Source organism: Jatrophihabitans lederbergiae (genome assembly GCF_031845305.1).
Lineage (GTDB): Bacteria > Actinomycetota > Actinomycetes > Mycobacteriales > Jatrophihabitantaceae > Jatrophihabitans_A > Jatrophihabitans_A lederbergiae.
On the sequence record NZ_JAVREH010000007.1, the window covers coordinates 53,314 to 69,628 of the forward strand.

14 protein-coding genes are annotated in these 16,315 nt (G+C 68.8%); 3 read left to right on the forward strand and 11 right to left on the reverse strand.

Annotated elements, in window-relative coordinates; all coding sequences use genetic code 11:
• Positions 1 to 25 precede the first annotated feature (25 nt).
• Positions 26 to 724 carry an LON peptidase substrate-binding domain-containing protein gene (locus RM423_RS07780; RefSeq protein WP_311422448.1) on the forward strand — a complete coding sequence of 233 codons (699 nt, stop codon included), beginning with the start codon at positions 26 to 28 and terminating at the stop codon, positions 722 to 724.
• A gap of 23 nt (positions 725 to 747) precedes the next feature.
• On the opposite strand, the gene RM423_RS07785 is transcribed toward RM423_RS07780, so the two are convergent.
• From RM423_RS07785 to dnaE, 4 genes are all read right to left on the reverse strand, one after another.
• Complete coding sequence (locus RM423_RS07785; protein WP_311422449.1) at positions 748 to 1,347, reverse strand: hypothetical protein; 600 nt, start codon at positions 1,345 to 1,347, stop codon at positions 748 to 750.
• Positions 1,344 to 2,693 (reverse strand): amidohydrolase family protein, encoded by a 1,350-nt coding sequence (locus RM423_RS07790; RefSeq protein ID WP_311422450.1) that lies wholly within the window; start codon positions 2,691 to 2,693, stop codon positions 1,344 to 1,346. The genes RM423_RS07785 and RM423_RS07790 overlap by 4 nt, the downstream gene beginning before the upstream one ends.
• A gap of 119 nt (positions 2,694 to 2,812) precedes the next feature.
• Positions 2,813 to 3,409 (reverse strand): hypothetical protein, encoded by a 597-nt coding sequence (locus tag RM423_RS07795; protein WP_311422451.1) that lies wholly within the window; start codon positions 3,407 to 3,409, stop codon positions 2,813 to 2,815.
• A gap of 65 nt (positions 3,410 to 3,474) precedes the next feature.
• On the reverse strand, positions 3,475 to 7,047 hold the full coding sequence (gene dnaE / locus RM423_RS07800) for a DNA polymerase III subunit alpha (protein ID WP_396327637.1): 3,573 nt from the start codon (positions 7,045 to 7,047) through the stop codon (positions 3,475 to 3,477).
• 200 nt (positions 7,048 to 7,247) lie between these two features.
• Between dnaE and RM423_RS07805 the strand changes: the two genes are divergently transcribed.
• Positions 7,248 to 7,586, forward strand: coding sequence for an antibiotic biosynthesis monooxygenase family protein (locus RM423_RS07805; RefSeq protein ID WP_311422453.1), 339 nt, complete (start codon positions 7,248 to 7,250; stop codon positions 7,584 to 7,586).
• Positions 7,587 to 7,934: 348 nt separating this feature from the next.
• Here RM423_RS07805 and RM423_RS07810 read toward each other — a convergent pair whose 3' ends face one another.
• From RM423_RS07810 to RM423_RS07820, 3 genes are all read right to left on the reverse strand, one after another.
• Complete coding sequence (locus RM423_RS07810) at positions 7,935 to 8,864, reverse strand: RluA family pseudouridine synthase (RefSeq protein ID WP_311422454.1); 930 nt, start codon at positions 8,862 to 8,864, stop codon at positions 7,935 to 7,937.
• Positions 8,857 to 9,456, reverse strand: a complete 600-nt coding sequence (gene lspA, locus RM423_RS07815; RefSeq protein ID WP_311422455.1) for a signal peptidase II — start codon at positions 9,454 to 9,456, stop codon at positions 8,857 to 8,859. Before lspA ends, RM423_RS07810 begins: the two co-directional genes overlap by 8 nt.
• A gap of 73 nt (positions 9,457 to 9,529) precedes the next feature.
• A complete protein-coding gene (locus RM423_RS07820) occupies positions 9,530 to 9,925 on the reverse strand; it encodes a TraR/DksA family transcriptional regulator (protein ID WP_311422456.1) in 396 nt (131 codons plus the stop codon).
• Between the two features lie 445 nt (positions 9,926 to 10,370).
• On the opposite strand from RM423_RS07820, the gene ileS reads away from it, so the two are divergent.
• Positions 10,371 to 13,505, forward strand: coding sequence for an isoleucine--tRNA ligase (gene ileS, locus RM423_RS07825; RefSeq protein ID WP_311422457.1), 3,135 nt, complete (start codon positions 10,371 to 10,373; stop codon positions 13,503 to 13,505).
• A gap of 110 nt (positions 13,506 to 13,615) precedes the next feature.
• Here the strand turns inward: ileS and RM423_RS07830 are convergent, their stop codons facing one another.
• From RM423_RS07830 to RM423_RS07845, 4 genes are all read right to left on the reverse strand, one after another.
• Positions 13,616 to 14,491: a DivIVA domain-containing protein gene (locus RM423_RS07830; protein ID WP_311422458.1), complete on the reverse strand. Its 876-nt coding sequence runs from the start codon at positions 14,489 to 14,491 to the stop codon at positions 13,616 to 13,618.
• Positions 14,492 to 14,612: 121 nt separating this feature from the next.
• Complete coding sequence (locus RM423_RS07835; RefSeq protein WP_311422459.1) at positions 14,613 to 14,906, reverse strand: YggT family protein; 294 nt, start codon at positions 14,904 to 14,906, stop codon at positions 14,613 to 14,615.
• 92 nt (positions 14,907 to 14,998) lie between these two features.
• Positions 14,999 to 15,490 (reverse strand): cell division protein SepF, encoded by a 492-nt coding sequence (locus RM423_RS25470; protein WP_396327638.1) that lies wholly within the window; start codon positions 15,488 to 15,490, stop codon positions 14,999 to 15,001.
• Positions 15,491 to 15,535: 45 nt separating this feature from the next.
• Positions 15,536 to 16,306, reverse strand: coding sequence for a YggS family pyridoxal phosphate-dependent enzyme (locus RM423_RS07845; RefSeq protein ID WP_311422460.1), 771 nt, complete (start codon positions 16,304 to 16,306; stop codon positions 15,536 to 15,538).
• Positions 16,307 to 16,315 lie beyond the last annotated feature (9 nt).

The window sequence follows — 16,315 nt, forward strand, 5'->3', positions numbered from 1 at the left end:
CCTTGATCGGCCGTACGGTGTGGCTGTGTCCCACCCCTCCGCCGGCAGGTCAGAAGAGCTGCCGCTCTTCCCGCTGGGCACCGTCCTGGTGCCGGGGATGCGGCTGTCCCTGCACGTGTTCGAGCCCCGTTACCGGCAGCTGGTGGCCGACCTGCTCGGCGGCGAGGGTGCCCGCGCGCCCGAGTTCGGGGTGGTGGCGCTGCGCCAGGGCTGGGAGGTCGGCGAGCTCAAGGACGTCTACGGCGTCGGAACGACCGCTCGGGTGACTGATGTGCTTCCGCATACCGATGGCCAGTGTGACCTGTCCGCGGTCGGGGACCGACGGTTCGTGATCGAGAGCCTGGACACCGGTTCCCATCCGTACCTGGTGGCGACGGTGCGGCGGCTGCCGGAGACGGACGGGGCGCTGAAGCCCGGAGCGGTGGCCGCGGTGCGGCGCGCCCTGGAGGCCCATCTCCAGGCGCTGGACGAGCTGGACATCGAGTTCACCGAGCAGCGATCCGAGCTGAGCACGCCCGTGGACGCCCAGGAGCTGTCCTACGCCGTGGCCAACCTGGTGTCGCTGCCGCTGTCCGATCGTCAGACCCTGCTTGCCACACCCGACACGGCGACCCGACTGAGCTGCGCGCGCTCGGTGCTGCGCCGCGAGACCGAGCTCCTGCGCACGCTCCAGGCGGTGCCGGCGACCGCGGCGACGTTCCGAACCGATTTCGGCTCGAGCTGAGCGAGGTCGTTGTTGGCATGCGGTCAGCCGGCGACCTGCACCGGCGGCCGCGGCTGCCGGTGCAGGTCGGGGTTGGCGGTCAGACCGGCCAGAGCGGTGTACGCCAGGACCGCGATCAGCGCCTGCAACCAGATCACCGGTGAGGCGTGCAGGGTCAGCGGTGGGGAGATGGCCGAGTTGACCCGGCCGGTGTTCGAGCCGGCGGCGAACAGCTGGCCGACCGTCCGCCCGAGCAGCGAGCTGAGCACACCGCCGACCGTCAGGGCGACCAGCGGAGCGGGACCGCGCAGGTTCCGAAGCCCCCAGGCGGCGATGCCGAACACCAGGCCGGCCACCAGCGACAGCACGACGAACCTGCCGTCGCCGGCGATCTGCGACTCCGTCTCGTCCGGAATGAGCACGGAGCCGCCGCTGCCGTTGGAGACGAGATAAGCGACGGTCTTCGGTGCCCAGTGCAGCCAGATCACGCCGATCAGCACACCCGTGACGAGCTGACCCAGAACGATCAATGCCAAGGGGCGCCAGTTCACTGCCCGCAGCCGATCCGCGAACTCGACGGACTCGGCTTCGTCGGCGTGGGGGTCGAGATCGGCGTCGGGGTCGAGATCGGCGGCGTGGCTCATCTGCTCTCCGGGTCGGCTGGTGCATGGGCGGCGCTGCCCGGACGGGTCGTGGACGCGCCCTGCTGGGGCTGCGCGTTGGGTGCAACGGTAAGCCGCTGGTCGGCGAAGACCGCACTCGGCGTCCGCCAGATGCCCGGTTCGACCAGCGGGCTGGCCGGCAGCAGCACCAGTGCGGCGGCTTCGCCGAGGATGATCCGGCCGGTGCGCCGGCGCATTCCACCGGCGGTCGCGGACCACTCGGTCGCGGCCCGCAGAGCGCCGAGGCGGCCGAGTCCGGCGTCGGCGAGGCGGTCCAGCTCACGGGGATCCACTCCCGGCCGGGTGCCGGAATTGCCGAGTCCGGTGCCGTAGCGCACCTGGACGCCGGCGGCGATCAGGTCCGCGGCGTTGGCAGCCGCCGCGCGTCCGGTGCCGGCGGAGAAGAACGTCTGCAACGTCGAGGTGACGCTCAGGCTGCTTGCCGCGATCCGGTCGATGAGCGCCGGGGACAGCCGCTCCGTCGGAGTGTGGGCGAGTTCGTCGACCCGGGCCGCCAGTGCCCGCTCCACCATCGTCACGGTGAGCGCATGGGCGACCGTGGGCAGGCCGGCGGCGTGGGCGGCGTCCACGATCGCGCGCACGACGGCCGGGGCGGGTGCCGCCCAGCCGGCACCGCCGCCGTCGAGGGCGATCTTCACGACATCGATTCCCTCGGCGGCCAGGCGCTGAACCGCCCACCGGGCGTGCGTCGGAGAAGTCACGGGTTCCGCGAAGCCATCCGGTCCCCCGCTCCGCGATGGACAGCCGTCGATGGCTGTGAAAATCGGGCCGCTGACAGCGATGAACGGCGATCCCGGTGGGGGTGGGCGGTGGCCGGTTCGCCAGCGGATGGCCAGCCGGGACGGAGCGCCGAGATCGCGTACGCCCACGACACCGGTGTGCAGCTGCCCAGCCAGTTCCGGCTCGGCGTCCGGTGCCGCACTCTTACTGAAGAGGTGCACGTGCGCGTCCACGATGCCCGGGACGATCCAGTGATTCGGGCCGCCGAGCACGAGCAGGTCCGCCGGCAGCACCGACCGGTCGTCACCGAGGTGGCTCACGTGGCCGGACCCGTCGAGCACCACGACGCCAGGTGCCGGCTCGCTGTCGCCGCCGGTCCACACCGTGCCCACGAAGGCCACGCCACGGCTGGGCGCCCCAGCTCGGCCAGGACGATGCGAGCGGATCACGTCCAGGCCTGTCCGGGCCCGGTGGGTGAGTTGGGTTACCCGCCCAGTCAGTGCGGCGGCCCGGCCGGTCAGCGCCGAGCCGACTCCACGCGGCCGAGGACCACCTGGTTCGCTGGGCTCCGCGTCGTCGCCGGTCACCCAGCCATCTTGTCAGCCGTGCGGTAATTTCCGCGGCCCCGCAAGGCATTGCGACGAAAAGCGAGCGGTGTACGTCGGGCTGAGCAGCTTGGCCGGCCGCTTTCCGACCGGTGGGTACCTCAGTGCCTGAACACCGACGGGTCGCTGCGCAGCAGGACGTGCAACTCGTCCACGCTGCTGGCGGGAACCACCTTGGCAAGATCGATCCGGGTCAGCGCCTGCAGGGTTCGGGCACGTTTGAGCGGCCGGATCAGGCGCAGGACGATCAGTAGTGGACCCCACGGGTGACTGGGCAGGCCGACCCGGCGTAGCTCCTGTCGCAGGCCGCGCCGGGTCCGGCCGACCATGGCGGCGACGCGGGGCTCCAACGGCCCCAGCAGCTCGGAGCCGGACAAGCGCCGCTGGATCGCGGCGAGCACCGCCCGGATCAGGAGCACCACGACCGCGACCAGCCCGATCAGGACAGCGAGGATCCTGAAGCCCCCGAGCCAGCACAGCAGAGCAACCAACAGGATGGCGATACCGGTCGCGGACACCGTCCGGACGATCGACGCGCCCAACGCACGGGTCAGCAGGTACCGGCGGAGCACCCGCTGAGAGACGTCACTGCCCTTGCGGAAGTCGCCGACGTCGTACGCCCGCTCACCGGTGACCGGCCGCCCGGAGGCAGGGCCGCCGGCACGTCGCGGTCGGCCAGGAACGATCTCGTAGCTCATGTCCACTCAACGAACCAGAGTTCCGTTCAGTTCTCGGCTGATGGTGCTTCCGGGGTAACGCCGCTTCAGGCGGCGACCGCGTTCGGGCCGAGCAGCGCCTTGAGATCGCCCATCAGCGCCTGGGAGGCGTGCACCCGGAGCTGGTCGGGCAGCCGCATCACGTGGCGGTGGCCGAAGCCTAGTTCCAGGTGCACCTCCGTCGTTCCAGGATGAGAGGCGAGCACCTCCCGCAGCCGCTCGATCACCATGGGCGTGGCGCGGGCCTGGTCGACCGTGATCTTGATCGGCCCGCGAGGGCCCTCGCTCAGGTTCGGCACCGTCAGATCCGATCCGATCATCCGGATGGCGTCCTCCCGGCTGTCGACCCTGCCCTTGATCACCACGATCGCGTCCTCGGCGATCTGCATGCCGACCTGGGTGTACGAGGCGGGGAAGAACAGCACCTCGACGGCGCCCTCGAGGTCTTCCAGGGTGACCTGTGCCCAGGGCTTGCCGTCCTTGGTCATTCGCCTCGTGACGGTCGACAGGATGCCCGCGACCGTGATCAGCTGGCCGTCGTTGACCGCGTCCGTCTGCAGGTCGGCGATGCTCACCTCGGACGCCGACCGCAGGATGTGCTCGACGCCGAGAAGCGGGTGGTCGCTGACGTACAGGCCTAGCATCTCGCGCTCGAAGTTGAGCAGGACGGACTTGTCCCACTCCCCCTCCGGCACCCGGACCGCGAACACGTCGGTGTCGCTGACCGCTTCCTCGGTGCCGAAGCTGAACAGGTCGAACTGGCCGATCGCCTCGGCGCGCTTGGTGCCGACGACGGCATCCACGGACTGCTCGTACACCTGGATCAGGCCCTTGCGGGTGTGCCCCAGGGAGTCGTAGGCCCCCGACTTGATCAGGGCCTCGATGGTGCGCTTGTTGCAGGCAACCGCGTCGACCTTGCGCAGGTAGTCGGCGAAGTCGGTGAAGGCCGACTTCGCCTTGCGCGACGTGGTGATCGAGGTGACGACGTTGCCACCGACATTGCGGACTGCCGACAAGCCGAAGCGGATGTCGGTGCCGGTCGGGGTGAAGTCGGCGTCGGAGGAGTTCACGCACGGCGGCAGCACCTTGATGCCCATCCGCCGGCACTCGGCGAGGTAGATCGCCATCTTGTCCTTGTCATCCTTGACCGAGGTGAGCAACGCGGCCATGTACTCGGCCGGAAAGTTGGCCTTGAGGTAAGCGGTCCAGTATGAGACCAGGCCGTAGGCGGCAGAGTGCGCCTTGTTGAAGGCGTAGTCGGAGAACGGCAGCAGGATGTCCCACAGCGTCTTGATCGCGGCGGCGGAGTAGCCGTTGGCCGACATGCCGGCGGAGTACTTCTCATACTGCGCGTCCAGTTCTGACTTCTTCTTCTTGCCCATTGCCCGGCGCAGCAGATCCGCGGCCCCCAGGGAGAACCCGGCCACCTTCTGCGCGATGGCCATGACCTGCTCCTGGTAGACGATCAGACCATAGGTGTCGCCCAGAATCTCGCCCAGCGGCTCTTCCAGTTCGGGATGGATCGGCACGACGGGCTTGCGCTCGTTCTTGCGGTCGGCGTACTCGTTGTGGGAGTTGGCGCCCATCGGGCCGGGCCGGTACAGCGCTCCGACCGCGGAGATGTCCTCGAAGTTGTCGGGCCGCATCGACCGCAGCAGCGCCCGCATCGGACCACCATCGAGCTGGAAGACGCCCAGCGTGTCACCGCGCGCGAGCAGCTCGAAGGTCTTCGGATCATCCAGCGTCAGGTCTTCCAGCACGACCGTCTGGTCGCGGTTGGCCCTGACGTTGTGCAGCGCATCGTCGAGCACGGTGAGGTTTCGCAACCCCAGGAAGTCCATCTTGATCAGGCCGAGGCTCTCACAGGACGGGTAGTCGAACTGGGTGATCACGGCGCCGTCGGCCTCACGGCGCATGATCGGGATGACGTCGATCAGCGGGTCGCTGGACATGATCACACCCGCCGCGTGCACGCCCCACTGGCGCTTGAGGCCCTCGAGCCCCTTTGCGGTGTCGACAACCCGCTTGACCTCGGGATCGGCCTCGTACAGGGACCGGAACTCACCGCCCTCGCCGTACCGGTTGTGGTCCTTGTCGAAGATCTTCGACAGTGGAACGTCCTTGCCCATCACCGGCGGCGGCATCACCTTGGTGACCCGGTCCCCCATGGCGAAGGGGTAGCCCAGTACCCGGGCGGCGTCCTTGACCGCCTGCTTGGCCTTGATGGTGCCGTACGTGACGATCTGCGCAACGCGCTCCTCGCCGTACTTCTCGGTGACGTAGCGGATCACCTCACCGCGCCGGCGCTCGTCGAAGTCGACGTCGAAGTCGGGCATCGAGACGCGGTCGGGGTTGAGGAACCGCTCGAAGAGCAGGCCGTGCCGCAGCGGGTCGAGGTCGGTGATCCGCATGGCGTAGGCGACCATGCTGCCGGCGCCCGAGCCACGTCCCGGACCGACCCGGATGCCGTTCTCTTTCGCCCAGTTGATGAAGTCCGCCACGACGAGGAAGTAGCCGGGGAAACCCATCTGGACAATGACGCCGCTTTCGAAGTCGGCGCGCTTGCGGACCTCGTCCGGGATGCCGTTGGGGTAGCGGTGCAGCAGTCCCTTCTCGGTCTCTTTGATGAACCAGGACTGCTCGTTCTCGCCCTCGGGAACCGGAAAGCGCGGCATGTAGCTCTTGCTCTCGTCGAAGGTGACCTCGCACCGTTCGGCGATGAGCAGGGTGTTGTCGCAGGCCTCGCGCAGGTCGTACTTGTCGGCCCAGAGGGAACGCATCTCGGCCGGCGACTTCAGGTAGAAGTCCTTGGCGTCGAACTTGAACCGGTTGGAGTCCTGCATCGTCTTGCCGGATTGCACACACAGCAGCACCTCGTGCGCGTCGGCGTCCTCGGCGCGGGTGTAGTGCAGGTCGTTGGTGGCGATCATGGGAAGCCCGAGGTCTTTTCCGAGCTTCAGCAGACCGTCGCGGACCCGGCTCTCGATTCCGAGGCCGTGGTCCATCAGCTCCAGGAAGAAGTTGTCCTTGCCGAAGATATCCCTGAATTCGGCGGCACTCTGCCGGGCGTTCTCGTAGTTGCCGATCCGCAGCCAGGTCTGGATCTCACCCGACGGGCAACCGGTCGTGGCGATCAGTCCCTGGGCGTACTCGTGCAGCAGCTCGCGGTCAGCCCGCGGCTTGTAGAAGAAGCCCTCGAGGCTGGACCGGCTGGAGAGCCGGAACAGGTTGTGCATGCCGGCGGTGTTCTCGGCCAACAGAGTCATGTGGGTGAAGGCGCCCGCGCCAGACACATCGTCCTGGCCGCCGGCGTTCCAGCGGACTCTGGTGCGCTCGCCGCGGTGGGTGTTCGGAGTGAGGTAGGACTCCAGCCCGATGATGGGCTTGACGCCGTTCGCCTTGGCCTTCTTGTAGAAATCGTAGGCACCGAAGACGTTGCCGTGGTCGGTCATTGCCAGGGCGGGCATGCCCATCCGTGCTGTCTCTGTGAACAGGTCGTCCAGCCGTGCGGCACCGTCGAGCATGGAGTACTCGGTGTGGTTGTGCAGGTGCACGAAGGAGTCAGTCGAGCCTGCGGCAGTCACAGCGGTGCCCTCATCTTTCGTTCGGGTGGCGCCCATCGTTCGGGCTGGCCAGCGGGTTTGATTCTGCACCCGGGCACCGACAACCTTCCGCAGGGCCAGCTCGATCCGCGAGTCTCTCGACCTGCTATCGAGGCTTGCTGTCAGCGCCGGTGGACGACCGGCTTGGGGTCGGTTGCAGCCCGCTACCGGACCGACTCCCGACCGGTTTTGTCCGTGGGCTGTGACAGCATGGACGCATGTCGATTATCAAGATCAACGCCATTACCGTCGCCGCGGACAGCGGGGACGAACTGGCCAAGCGCTTCGCCGCTCGCGCCGGTGCCGTCGACGGCCAAGAGGGTTTCGAGGGCTTCGAACTGCTGCAGCCGACCGATGGCCGCACGACCTGGCTCGTGATCACCCGCTGGCGAGACGAGGACGCCTTCAACGCCTGGGTGAACTCGCCGGCGTTCGGTCAGGGCCACAAGTCCGAGGGCGCGCACGCCGAGACGCCTGCCGGCGAGCAGCCGAAGCGGCCGGTGGGCGTGAGCAGCCAGTTGTGGTCCTATGTCGTCTCCGGCGGATCGATGGTCTGAGCCGCCGCGGTGGCCGATAGCCACGGTTGGGATGCGTGCCCAGCCACGGTTTGGATGCGGCCCGCAGCCATGGCTGCGCCAGTGCGAACACGACCTTCGGCTCCCCCGGCAGGCACAGGACGAACGCGCCATCGCCACCGTGAGAACCGCCATCAAAACCACCCACCAGGAACGACAACGCCAACTCGCCCACCGCAAAGACCCCACCAGGCCACCGTTCTGACGCAGACCGATCGCGGCGATCCAACCCAGCCACCCGCACTCCCACGTCCGAAATCGGCGCAGGTCAGAACTCGTGCGCCATGACAGAGTTCAGCCGCGCCGCCAGCTCAGCACCCGCGCCACGGTTCAGGACTCGGCGTCCAGGACATCCAGCGCGTGCTGCAGATCGTCCGGAAACGGCGAGACGACCTGGATCCACTCCCCCGTCGCGGGATGGTGGAAGCCGAGCGACCGGGCGTGCAGCCACTGCCGCGCCAGGCCCAGCTTGCGGCTGAGTACCGGATCGGCCCCGTACAGGGTGTCACCGCAGCAGGGGTGCCGCAGCGCCGCCAGGTGCACCCGGATCTGGTGCGTCCGGCCCGTCTCCAGCCGGACGTCGAGCAGCGACGCCGCCCGGTAGGCCTCCACGGTCTCGTAATGGGTCACGCTCGGCCGGCCACCGGCCACCACCGCGAACTTCCAGTCCGAGGACGGATGCCGGTCGATCGGTGCGTCGATGGTCCCGCTGCTCGGGTCAGGATGCCCCTGCACCAGCGCCGAGTACAGCTTCTCGACCGTGCGCTCCTTGAATGCCCGCTTCAGCACCGTGTACGCCAGCTCGCTCTTGGCCACCACCATCGCACCGGTGGTGCCGGCGTCCAGGCGATGCACAATGCCCTGCCGCTCCGCCGCTCCGGACGTCGACATCCGCAGCCCCATCGCGGCCAGCCCCTGCACCACCGTCGGGCCCTCCCAGCCGATGCTCGGGTGCGCGGCCACACCCACCGGCTTGTCGACCACGACGATGTCGTCGTCCTGGTACAGGATCTTCAGCCCGTTCACCACCATCGGCGGAGCCTTCGCCAGGTCGACCAGCTCAGGAATGGTGATCTCCAGCCACGACCCGCCGTGCACGCGTTCCGACCGCGCCGGAATCCCTCCGTCCAGGGTCACCGCGCCATCATCGATCAGGGTCGCGGCCGCGGACCGGGACAGCCCGAACAACCGGGAGATGGCCACGTCCAGCCGCAGGCCCTCCAGCCCGTCGGGGACCGGCATCATCCGCGGCTCAGCCATCGGATGACGCAGGCTTCTCCGACACCGCATCGCTCTGCGGCAGCTCGTGGTTCCGCGCTCCGTTGAAGTCAACCCCGAGCAGCGACAGCGCCACGGCCGTCGCGCCGCCGATCACGATGGCCGAATCGGCCAGGTTGAAGATCGGCCACACATGCCCGTCATTGGCGAACAACGAGATCCAGTCGACCACATGGCCCTTGCCCGGCGACGGCGCGCGAAAGAGCCGGTCGATCAGATTGCCCAGCGCCCCGCCGAGCACCAACCCCAGCGCGATCGCCCACCCCCGGGACGTCAGCCGCCGCGCCGCCCGGGCGATGACCACGACCACGATCACCGAGATGATCGTCAGGACGACGGTGGCCCCCGTGCCGACCGAGAACGCTGCCCCGCTGTTGCGCGTCTGCACCAGGTACACGGCACCGCCGAGCAACCGGGTGCCCGCGTCCTGGGGCTTGATGTGCGCGACGACCAGGATCTTGCTGATCAGGTCCGCGACCAGGGCGATCACGGCAGTGGCGACGAAGGCCCGCATCCTGGTTCGGGGCTTTCTCGCGCCGACGTCGCCTGGCTGCGGTAGTAGGGGCTGGGTCACACGCCCATTCTCGCTCACCGGGCGCGGGTCGCGTGCCCGCCCCTGTCACCAACCTGTCCGGACAGTCGAACAGCTAGCGCCGCTCCTCTCGTGACTTGCAGGCCGCGTCCAAGGTCGCCATCGGCAGCGCCGTCAGCCGGGCCTTCGGGATCGGGCGCCCGCAGTTCTCACAGCGCCCGTAGGTTCCGGCGTCGATCCGCTCCAACGCGTGCTCCAGTTGATCGAGCAGATCCCGCCGGTTGGCCGCGATCGATTGCTGCTGCTCGCGCTGGAACGTCGTGTTCCCCACGTCCGCCTGGTCGTTCCCCGCCCCGTCGGTGTGCGAGCGCCGCAGGTTGTCCAACTCCGCCACCGCCGCCGCGTACTCGGCCTGCATCGCGGCCCGTTCGCTCCGCAACCGTGCCTTGAACTCGCTCGTCTCGGCGGCGGTGAGCCGTGCCGTGCCGGCTTCCTTCCGGACTCCTGTCATGGCGACCGGACTCCTGTCATGACGGCCCTCTCTCCGGGCGCGGTCGCTGGTGCGCGGATCGCTCAGCAAGGGCGCCCAGGATATGGCCGTCGCGACCTCAGCGCCAGCACGTGGCGTGCCCGGACCAGCAGGCGGCCGAGGCACGTACACTTGGCTTCGCGTCGACGAGGACAAGTAGCGTCGGTGGCACCCACAGAGCGACCGGGGGACGGTGCGAGCCCGGGAGCGGTGCGCCGACGGCGAAATCACCTCCGAGCTTCGGAAGAACCGGCCCGCACAGGCCGCAGTAGACCCGAGTGGCAGTGCAATGAGTGGATCGGCCAGCTCGTCCGGCCGGTCAAGAGGGGTGGTACCGCGGCGGTCCGACCGTCGTCCCTTCACCGTTACGGCCAGGTTGGCTCGTCCGAGGCGGCCTGGCGCTGACCCGGCGAAGGAGAACTGCCCGATGGCCTACGAGGCCCTGCCCGCGCACGTGGACCTGCCCGCCACGGACAAGAGCGTCATCGACTTCTGGCGCGAGAACAAGATCTTCGAGGCCAGCCTGAGCCAGAGCGCCGGCGGCCCGCACTTCACCTTCTACGAGGGCCCGCCGACCGCCAACGGCACGCCCGGCACCCACCACATCGAGGCCCGCGCGTTCAAGGACCTGTTCCCGCGGTTCAAGACCATGAAGGGCTATCACGTCCCCCGGATGGCCGGCTGGGACTGCCATGGCCTGCCCGTGGAACTCGCCGTCGAGAAGCAGCTCGGCTTCACCGGCAAGCCCGACATCGAGCGCTACGGCATCGCGGAGTTCAACGCCAAGTGCCGGGCCGAGGTGCAGCGCAACGTCGACCAGTTCACCGCCATGAGCGAGCGGATGGGCTACTGGGCCGACTACGACAACGCCTACTGGACGATGAACCCCGACTACATCGAGTCGGTGTGGTGGGCGCTGAAGAACATCCATTCCCAGGGCCTGCTCGTCGAGGACCACCGGGTCGCGCCGTACTGCCCGCGCTGTGGCACCGGCCTGTCCGACCACGAGGTCGCCCAGGGCTACGAGACCGTCGTCGACCCCTCCGTCTACGTCACCTTGCCCATCACGTCCGGGCCGTTGGCGGGACAGGCCGACCTGCTCATCTGGACGACCACCCCGTGGACGCTGGTGTCCAACACCGCGGTGGCGGCCAACCCGGACGTGACGTACTCCCTGGTCCGCACGCCGGACGGACGGCAGCTGGTGATGTTCACCGGCGGCGCGGCGAGTGCCTACCTGCCCGAGGGCAGCGAGGTGGTCGGCTCCTACTCCGGCCGCGAGCTGGAGCGCTGGACGTACACCCGACCCTTCGACTACGTCGAGATCGGGACACCCGAGACGCCCGCCAACTACGTGGTGCTCGCCGACTACGTGACCACCGACGACGGCTCCGGACTGGTGCACCAGTCCCCCGCGTTCGGCGCCGACGACCTCGCGACCTGCCGCGGCTACGGCCTGCCGGTGGTCAACCCGATCGGCAAGGACGGCCACTTCCTGCCCGAGGTGCCCGAGGTGGGCGGGGTGTTCTTCAAGGACGCAGACGAGCAGCTGGTCGCCGACCTGGACCGCCGCGGCCTGCTGTTCAAGCACATCGCCTACGAGCACAGCTACCCGCACTGCTGGCGCTGCCACACCCCGCTGATGTACTACGCGCTGCCGTCCTTCTACATCCGGACGACGGCGCGCAAGGCCGAGCTTATCGCCCAGAACGAGGCCACCAACTGGCATCCGGGCACCATCAAGCATGGCCGGTACGGCGACTGGCTGGACAACAACATCGACTGGGCGCTGTCGCGGGACCGGTTCTGGGGAACGCCGCTGCCCATCTGGCGCAACGACGTGGACCCGGCCAACCTGGTGTGCGTCGGGTCGCTGGCGGAGCTGTCGGAGCTGACCGGCGAGGACTTGAGCGATCTCGACCCGCACCGCCCGTACGTCGACGCCCCGACCTTCAGGCTGCCCGGCGTCGAGGGAACCTTCCGCCGGGTGCCCCAGGTGATCGACGGCTGGTTCGACTCCGGCTCGATGCCGTTCGCGCAGTTCGGCGCCCCGCACCGCAACGCCGAGCTGGCGAAGGAGAATTACCCTGCCGACTTCATCTCCGAGGCGATCGACCAGACCCGGGGCTGGTTCTACACCCTGATGGTCATCGGCACCCTCATCTTCGACCAATCCAGCTACCGCAACGTCGTGTGCCTGGGCCACATCCTGGCCGAGGACGGCCGCAAGATGAGCAAGCACCTGGGCAACATCCTGGAGCCCATCCCGTTGATGGACCAGCACGGTGCCGACGCCGTCAGGTGGTTCATGCTGGCCGGCGGCTCCCCGTGGTCCGCGCGCCGGGTGGGCCACAAGAACCTGGACGAGATCGCCTCGAAGGTGCTGCGGACGTACTGGTCGCTGGCCTCGTTCCAGTCGTTGTACGCCCGCGCGAACGGCTGGGAGGCTGGCTCCGGCGGCCCCGACACGTTGCTGGACCAGTGGGCCCGCAACGAGACGAACCGGGTCGCCACCGAGGTCGACACCGCCCTGGAGGCCTACGACCCGGCCCGCGCGGGCAAGGCACTGTTCGGCCTGATCGACGACCTGTCCAACTGGTACGTGCGCCGCTCCCGCCGCCGCTTCTGGGAAGGCGACCCGGCCGCGCTGCAGACCCTGCACGACTGCCTCGACACCCTGACCCGGCTGCTCGCCCCGTTCGTGCCGTTCGTGACCGAGCGGGTCTGGCAGGCGCTGTTCGCCGACACCACCGGCATCGCCTCGGTACACCTGGCGTCCTGGCCCGAGACGGACGCGCCCACCGACCCCGCACTGTCCCGGCAGGTGGCGCTGGTGCGGCGGATCGTGGAACTCGGGCGCGCCGCCCGGGCCGCGTCCGGCGTGAAGACCCGACAGCCGCTGGCGCGAGCGCTCATCTCGGCACCAGGCTGGGACGAGTTGCCGCAGGCGCTGCGACGCGAGGTGGCCGACGAGCTCAACGTGGTGGACCTGGCCGAGCTGACCGACGCCAGCGAACTGCTGGACATCACGGTGAAGCCCAACTTCCGGAATCTGGGTAAGCAGCACGGTTCCGACACCAAGGCGGTGGCCGCGGCGATCACGTCCTTCCAGCACCCGGGGGGCCTGGCGCACACGCTGCGGACCCAGGGTGCCTTCACGCTGGAATCCGTGGGCAAGACCATTACCGCCGACGACGTCATCATCAGCGAGGCCCCGGTCAGCGGCTGGGTGGTCGAGGTGGCCGGCTCGAACACGGTCGCGCTGGACCTGGAACTCACTCCGGAGCTGCGCCGGCTCGGCCAGCTGCGTGACATCGTCCGGATCGTGCAGGAGGCCCGCAAGAATGCCGGTTTCGAAGTCACCGACCGGATAGCGCTGCACTGGACGGTCGGCGGCTCGCCCGAGCCTGCGGAGGCCATCCGGGCGCACACCCCCGAACTCGCATCCGAGGTCCTCGCGAGCACGCTGACCGAGGGAGCTCCGGAGGAGCCGGCCGGCTTCTTCGAGGCCGATGACGAGGAACTGGGGCTGCGGCTGTGGCTGGCGAGGGCGAGCGGCTGACGGTGCTGCGGAGGTGAGGGCCTGGTGCTGGCCCGGTCGTGGGAGCCGGCGGCACGGACCTCGGCAAGTGAGTGCCTGTCCGCGCCGGATCGGCCCGGATCAGCTGGAGATCAGGCCTTCTTGCCCTGCCTGTCCTGACCGGAAGCAGCTTGACCCGACGCTCGCTCGGCCGAACCGCTCGCCGCAACGGGCTCCGCGCGACCACTGGAGTCCAGATCGCGCAGCTGCGACTCGAGATAGCTCTTGAGCCGCGACCGGTACTCGTGCTCGAAGGTGCGCAACTCCTCCAGCTTCTTCTCCAGCGCCGTCTTGCGCTGCTCGAGCTGCACGGTGATCTGGTTCGCGCGCTGCTCGGCGTCGGACACCGTGCTGGTCGCCTTCGCCCGGGAGTCCCGGTCGAGCTGATCGGCGCGAGCCTGTGCCTCGGAAACCGTCTTCTCGCGGAACGCCTGGGTCTCGGCCTGCACCCGCTCCTGATGGGTCTTGGCGTCGGCGATCGTCTTGTCGTGCTCGGCCTTGGCCGCCGCCGCCTGCTCGTCCGCCGCCTGCTGGGCCATTGCGAGAACCCGCTCGGCCTGGCTGAGCGTGGCGCCGGCGTTACCGGCCTGCGCGGCCGACTGTGCTGACGTGGCGGCTGCGACCCCGGCGGGGGCCGTGGACTTGGCGGTGGTGAGTTCCTGCTGCGCCTGGGGCGCCGCCTGGCGGCCCTGCGCGACCTGGGCCTCGAGCTCGCTGACCCGCGCGGCCAGCTTCTTGTTCTCCTCGCGAGCGCTCGCCAGCGCGGCGGCGTCGGCCGCGCCCGTGTTGCTCGGGGTGCCACCGGAGGCCGGACGGCTCTTGAGGTCGGCGTTCTCCTCGACGAGGCGGGCGAGCTCGACCTCGATGATGTCGAGGAAGGCGTCCACCTCTTCTTCGTCGTACCCGCGCTTGCCGATCGGGGGCTTCTTGAAGACCACGTTGTGGACTTCAGCGGGGGTCAAAGGCATCGAGTCACCTCATGAGAAGTGGCGGCCGAACCCGGCTAGGGGCGCTGCCAACCAGCGAACGGATGGAACGGACAGAGGATAGCGAGTGGCTTCGGAGCCCACAGCGCGAGGCCCGCGAGCGCTAGCCGGCGGCCAGCGAGGCGACGATCAGCCGGAGTATCCAGATGGTGATCAGCAGCACGAGGACGCTCATGTCGAAGCTGATCCCACCCAGTCGCAGCGGCGGAATCAGCCGGCGCAGCAGCTTCATCGGTGGATCGGTCACCACATAGACGACCTCCAGGCTCACCGCCGCGATGCCTGCGGGGCGCCAGGACCGGGCGAAACTCCGGGTGGTTTCCACGATCAGGCGCGCGATCACCAACAGGTAGAAGATCAGCAGCGCTAACCCGACCGCAGCCCAGAACGTCGTCATAGCTCCATTCTCGCACCCACCTCAGCTGCGCCAGCCGGACCGCCGCCGAGTTCGGTCGGGACACCACGGATCGGCAGGACGCCGAGCCGGCCTCAGCTCTGGTTGTAGAACCCGCCCTCGACGATGCGCTGGCGGTCGGCCGCCGTCACCGACACGTTGTGCGGGCTGAGCAGGAACACCTTGGGGGTGACCCGCTCGATGCTGCCGTGCAGGCCGAAGGTCAGGCCCGCGGCGAAGTCAACCAGCCGCTTGGCATCCGAGTCGTCCATCTCGGAGAGGTTCATGATCACCGGCGTGCCGCCGCGGAACTGCAGCCCGATCGTCTTCGCCTCGTTGTACGTGCGGGGGTGCAGCGTGGTGATGCGCTGCGGCGCCTGCTCGAAGCCGGCGTCGTAGTCGTCGAAGACCTCGGCGTCGGTGGTGGTCTCGTAGCCGGTGCGCACCTGAGCAACCTCTACCTCGCGACGGTGGTACTGCGGATCGCGAGCCAGCGCTCCATAGGACTCCGAGCCGCCGCTTTCGGTGTAGTCGTCATCCTCGACCAGACCGAGGTACACGCCCATCTTCCGAAGGCCTGTAGCCATGTGTCGTCCTCCTGTTTAAGTACTGCCAGCTGCTGCGAGCCGACGTTATCTGAAAGGCGTTGCCCGACGGCCGAGCAACGCCGTACCGATCCGCACGTGTGTGGCACCGTGCCGCACGGCCGCTTCGAGATCATTGCTCATGCCGGCCGAGATCATTCTTGCCTCCGGATGCGAGGCCCGCACCCGCTCTGCCACCTCTTCGAGTTGCCCGAACGCCACGTCCGCCTCGACGTCCAGCGGAGCGATCGCCATCACCCCCGCCAGCCTCAGCGAGTCCAGTCCGGCGACCTCGTCGGCCAGCCGTTCCAGCTCCGCCGAAGCACTGCCGCCCCGCTCCGGGTCCGCGTCCAGGCTGAGCTGGACGAGCACCGCAAGCGGTTCCCGCTCAGCGCGACGGACGCCGTTGTCCAGCGCCTTCGCGAGCTCGAGCCGATCCACGCTGTGCACCACGTCGGCGTAGCGGGCCACCGACTTAGCCTTGTTCGACTGCAGCCGACCGATGAAGTGCCAGCGAACCTTCGCCTTGCTCAGCCCGCCGAACTCCGCGACCTTCGCCGACGCCTCCTGGTCACGGCTCTCGCCCAGGTCGGCTACCCCCGCCCCGGCGAGCAGCACCGCATCCTGTACCGGAAAGAACTTGGTGACCGCGATCAAGGTGATCTCGTCCGGCGCCCGGCCGGCCGCCTCGCACGCCCGCCGCATTCGCTCGCGCACCTCGGCCAGGTTCTGCCGAAGCTCCGCACCGCGAGCCGCAGTGTCGCCCCGTCCCGGCGCCACGCCGCCTGCATTGAGCTCGGCCGCGGGCGGCGGCTTCATCGCATCACC